Below are 4,849 nucleotides of genomic sequence, written 5' to 3'. Positions count from 1 at the left end.
CATGCCGTAGTAGCCCCATCCGGCCATGCCGTACCCGCCCATTGAATACCCGTAGGAGTCCGTTCGAAGCTGCGTTTCGGTCGTCGTCGAAGCGTGATAGTTGACCCAGACGTCGGGATTCGCGTCGACCTCCGTGAGCCCCGACGTCGCGAGCTCGGCCTCAATTGTGTTCTTGATCAGCGAATGCATGAAAGGGTTGCGCCCTTCGAGGGACGTCTCCGGCGTGTCTTGCCACGCGAAGGTTTTCACGGCGTCGAAGGCATACTTGTTGTTCCACTGAATCTGCGGCTTCTGCGCCTGCGCCGAAAACGCAAACGTGCTCAGGACGAGCGCGGCGGCCAACAACTTTGCGTTCATGATCTTTCGCCTCTCCGATGGGCAGGGTTAGTTGAGATTGGCAACTATTCTCGGCGGCGCGCCGCTCGGTGCCACCGGACTATAGTCCTATGGCGAGCGAGTTCAATGGTGGTGTGAACTTGGCGCCGTCGACGATCCGAGTCGCGATCGACGCGCGGCCGCAGTAGTTGGACGGAGTTTCGATCGTGATCTTCGCGCTGATCGCGTTGTTGTCCGCCGTCGCTTTCTTCGGACTCATGGTGGCGGCGTCGGAGGCCGGCTGGCGCAGAGGCCGCGCACGGCTCGCCCGCGACTCGGGTGAGCCGGCGAAGGGTGCCGCCTCGGCGGAGGCCGCTGTCTTCGGCCTGTTCGGCTTGCTGGTCGCATTCACGTTCTCCGGTGCCGCGTCGCGATTCGAAGATCGCCGGCATTTGATCACTGAGGAGGCGAACGCAATCGGAACGGCTTACTTGCGTCTCGATTTCCTATCCGGCGATGCTCAGCCCGCGCTGCGGGACCTGTTCCGCAAGTATCTCGATGTCCGTTACGCAGCGTATCGGCAGGTGAACGACAGCGCCGTGACCGAAGCCAAGCTCGCGGAGACGGCAAACTTGCAGTCGGCAATCTGGAGCACCGCGCTTTCCGCCGTCAGGGAACAGGGTCCGCCCACGCCGGCCACGGCGCTGCTGATCGGCGCGCTGAACGAGATGATCGACATCACGACCACGCGGCAGATGGCGACGCGCAATCATCCGCCGATCATCGTGTTCGTGTTGCTCGGCGCGTTCAGCCTCACGTGCTCGGCGCTCGTGGGTTACGGCATCTCGCAGAATCCCGCCCGAAGCTGGCTGCACTCGATCACCTTCGCGGCGGTCGTGTCGGTGACGGTCTACGTCATCGTCGACCTCGAGTTTCCGCGCGTGGGCCTCATCCGCGTCGACTCGGCCGACGCGGCGATTTTCGAGTTGAACGAGATCATGCGGTGATGGCTGCTCGCGAATGCCTGTTCGCGCGGGCGCTGATCGGGCTGACGCTGAGCCTCCTGCTTGCCGGGTGCTCAGAGGCGCCGGCGACACTGCGCATCGTGAGCGGCCCGCCGCAAACGAACGAGCAGGTCGCCGAGCTGCTCGCGACGGCCAGCGCCGAGGTCGAAACGCCGGTTCGATTGACGGCGGGCGTCGCGGTCGCGGATGCGCAGCAGGCGCTGTCGCTGCTCGCCGACGGCAAGGCGGATCTCGCGATCGTCGAGAACAGCGTTAGCTATCGCGAGCCGGCTGTGCGGACCGTCATTCCGCTCTATCCGAGCGTGCTGCATATCGGCGTGCGGCCCGAGAAGCGTGGACAAACGTTCGGCGAGGTGCTCCGCGGCGCCACCGTGTTCGCCGGTGACGAGAACGCGCCGGCGCGGCTGCTGCTGAACCGCATGACGTCGATGTACGCGTGGAGCGGGATCGAATTCACGTTCGTCGACTCCGTCGACAGCCGTCCCGACGTCGTCTTTGCGTTCGCTCCGATCGCGCCGCGCTCGGCGCCGCTGCTCGAAGGTTACGAGCTGCTCAGTCTCGGCCGAGCCGAGGACGTGGGCAGAGGCTCCATGGCCGACGGCCTGAGCCTCGTCGCGCCCTTCCTCCGGCCATTCGTGATCCCGGAAGGCACGTACGGGCAGCAGCTGACGCCGACCGCGATCGCGACCGTGGCCGTCGACACGTTGCTCGTCGTGCGTGCCGACACATCGCGCGTCGTCGTTTACGACCTCGTTCAGTCGCTTCAGACGATGGGACCGCTGCTCGTCGCACTGCGGCCCGATATTGCAGTCGACGAGCTCGAGACGTTTCAGATTTCTCATCTGACCTTCCCCGTGCACGCCGGCGCGCTGGCCTTTCGCGCGCGGAACGAGCCGGGATTCGCCGAACGAGCCTCCGGAATCTTCGAGGTGGTGACTACCGTCGCCGCAGCGCTCGTCACCGGCCTCATCGCGGTTGCGCGCTTTTGGCGCGGGCGCAGGAAGGGCCGCATCGATGAGTTCTACGCGGAGGCGCTCGCGATTCGTGCCAAGCTCGCGCAGGGATCGGACCCGCAGCAGCGTGCGGAGTGCATGACGGAGGCGCGAAGCCTGCGAGACCGCGCGTTCGCGCAGTTGATCGACGAGAAGCTGTCGGCCGACGAGAGCTTCCGGATCCTCCAAGCGTTGGTCCACGACGTCATCCGCGAGTGCGAAACCCCGCCCGCGGAGCCCGACGCGCTCGCCGACCCGACGCGCTAGAGGCGCGCGACGCTCATTCGCTTTCGATGACGCGGATGACTTCCGCGATCGTCGTATTCGCTTCGAGCGGATGCCGGAGCGGCCGGTCCAGCGACAAGCTGTAGCGGTTCGTGCGTCCCTGGCGCTCGCGCGTAATGACGCCGGCCTCCTCGAGCTCCCCGATGATTCGTTGCACCGCGCGCTCGGTGACACCGACCTTACGCGCGATCTCGCGCACGCGCTCCTCGGGGTTGCGCACGATGCAGACGAGCACGTGCGCGTGGTTGCTGAAGATCGTCCATTGGGGGCGGCGAGGCGGGTCTCGATGTGGGTGAGCCATATGGGGCGAGCATGATACGGGCAATTCAGGACTACTTGTACTTGAATTATAATACAGGTATTATATTTCCTGTAACAAGTGGCATGTAACAATAGTGAGGCAGAACATGAACATACAAGAGCTCACGACCTGGAACCGCCTTTCTAGCCTCGATTTCGACGCCGAGGACGTCGCTTTCCCGTTCTCTGCGCGCCTAACCCGCGAGAACGGCTGGACGACCGAGCTCGCCCGGAACGCGATCGGTGAGTACCGCAAGTTCTGCTTTCTGGCCGCGCACGCCGGCCATCCCGTGACGCCGTCGGACGCGGTCGATCAGGTCTGGCATCTGCACCTGACCTACTCGCGGCACTACTGGGAAACACTGTGCCGCGACACGCTCGAGCGGCCGCTGCATCACGGACCGACCGAAGGGGGCGCGGCCGAGGACAGCAAGTTTCACGACTGGTACGAGAACACGCTCTCGTCGTATCGCCGCTACTTCGGCGAACCGCCGAGGGACCTCTGGCCTACCGCGGAGGAGCGGTTCGACGCACGCCATGACTTCGTGCGCATCGATCGCCGCGACGTCGTGACGCTCGACCGCACGCTGCTGAAGCGCGGCGCAGTCGCGTCGCTCGGCGCTGGTGCGCTCGTTGCGGTCGCGCATGCGCTGGCACAGACCGACGGCGTCGCCGCGGCGGGCTCCGGTCCCGGAGTGTGGGTCGGGTTAGTGGTCATCGCGCTCGTCGTCGTCCTTGTCGCCGCAGCGGCGCGCACTGGGCAGGCGGGCAAGCGGCGTCACGTGTCCAAGCGTCGAAGCGGAGACGGCGCTGCGGCCGCCGGTGCCGCGACGATGTACGCGCCGTCGGACAGCACCTGCCCACCGGGGAGCGACTGCAACGCAGGCGGCGACGGCGGCGATGGCGGCGGCGGGGCCGGCTGCGGCAGCGCGAGCGGTTGCGGAGGCGGCGGAGGTTGCGGTGGCGGCGGCGGTAGCTAGAGGAGAACGAGATGAAACGCTGTCCAGCATGTGGCTCGCAAGAGCTCTACGAGTGCACGAAGTTCTACCGATACTCGGGGTGCGGCGAGGAGGTTCTGCCGAAGCTTGCGCCGGGTCTTTTCTCGGGCGCGCAGATCCGTCCGACCGTGTGTGTCGAATGCGGTCACATCGGATTGTTCGCTTCCGAAGCGGCCCGCAGGAAGGCCACGCAATCGGAGCACTGGAAACGGATCGATCGAGCGTGACGCGCTGCCGTCAGTCGGCGCGAAACGCGAGGAGCACGTTGCCGGGCATGCCGCCGTTGCGCGGATAACCGGACGTGACGAGCACGAGACCGCCCACGACGACGACGCCTTGCCCGTCCAGCGAGCCGCCGCGTGCCGGCACGCCGTTGACCGTGGGAAACTCGCGCACCGTGTCGTAGTCCCAGAGCGCGCGGCCGTCGGCGGTCGCGTGCGCGCGCACGTGACCGTCGTTCGAGGTTGCGAACACGACGCCGGGAATCAGTGTCACGGCGCCGGGCTGAGCAGGGCTGCACCCGGCCGGCGCGCCATCGCGGCAGGGCGCCGCGACTGCGTGCCACGCGCGGCTGCCGTCGGCAACGCGCAGTGCCGTGAGACCGCCGCCGTGGTTCGGATCGAGAACGTAGCGACGCGTGTCGAACGGATCGCCGGCCCAGCGCGTGCGCCCGACGTCGGAAGTCGTGGCGTAGACGAACGTGCCGTCGGTGGCCATGCCCCACTGCACGCCGCCATTCGTGCCGCCTTCGCCGATGCGCGTCTGCCAGAGAATCTCGCCTTGTTTCTCGGCATCGAGCGCATAGACGATGCCCGACTTCTGGCCCGCGAGCAGTCGCGCGCCTCCTTGCACCAGAATCGCGGAGGAGCCGAAGTCGTGATCGGGCCCTTCGTCGAACGCGCAGTTCGAGCGATGCTCGCGGTTGCACGAGCCG

The 4,849-nt window shown here is 66.3% G+C and carries 6 protein-coding genes; 3 read left to right on the top strand and 3 right to left on the bottom strand.

Annotation, left to right across the window (positions count from 1 at the left end; translation table 11 throughout):
• Nucleotides 1-357: DUF4136 domain-containing protein (locus VN706_24410; GenBank protein HXT18791.1), on the bottom strand; the 357-nt coding region annotated here is incomplete at its 3' end.
• 185 nt (nt 358-542) lie between these two features.
• Between VN706_24410 and VN706_24405 the strand changes: the two genes are divergently transcribed.
• Nucleotides 543-1,322, top strand: a complete 780-nt coding sequence (locus VN706_24405) for a hypothetical protein (protein ID HXT18790.1) — start codon at nt 543-545, stop codon at nt 1,320-1,322.
• Nucleotides 1,322-2,599 carry a TAXI family TRAP transporter solute-binding subunit gene (locus VN706_24400; protein ID HXT18789.1) on the top strand — a complete coding sequence of 426 codons (1,278 nt, stop codon included), beginning with the start codon at nt 1,322-1,324 and terminating at the stop codon, nt 2,597-2,599. The genes VN706_24405 and VN706_24400 overlap by 1 nt, the downstream gene beginning before the upstream one ends.
• A 13-nt stretch (nt 2,600-2,612) precedes the next feature.
• On the opposite strand, the gene VN706_24395 is transcribed toward VN706_24400, so the two are convergent.
• Nucleotides 2,613-2,918 (bottom strand): winged helix-turn-helix domain-containing protein, encoded by a 306-nt coding sequence (locus VN706_24395; protein ID HXT18788.1) that lies wholly within the window; start codon nt 2,916-2,918, stop codon nt 2,613-2,615.
• A gap of 106 nt (nt 2,919-3,024) precedes the next feature.
• On the opposite strand from VN706_24395, the gene VN706_24390 reads away from it, so the two are divergent.
• The gene (locus VN706_24390; GenBank protein HXT18787.1) at nt 3,025-3,897 is read left to right on the top strand and encodes a hypothetical protein; all 873 of its coding nucleotides are present in this window, start codon (nt 3,025-3,027) and stop codon (nt 3,895-3,897) included.
• Between the two features lie 255 nt (nt 3,898-4,152).
• Here the strand turns inward: VN706_24390 and VN706_24385 are convergent.
• Nucleotides 4,153-4,849, bottom strand: a 697-nt coding sequence (locus VN706_24385) for a PQQ-binding-like beta-propeller repeat protein (GenBank protein HXT18786.1), incomplete at its 5' end; no start/stop codon positions are given.

The organism is Gemmatimonadaceae bacterium (assembly GCA_035606695.1).
In the GTDB taxonomy this organism is placed as follows: domain Bacteria; phylum Gemmatimonadota; class Gemmatimonadetes; order Gemmatimonadales; family Gemmatimonadaceae; genus JAQBQB01.
Note: the sequence above shows the minus strand (reverse complement) of the source record. Positions and strands in the feature narration are given on the sequence as shown.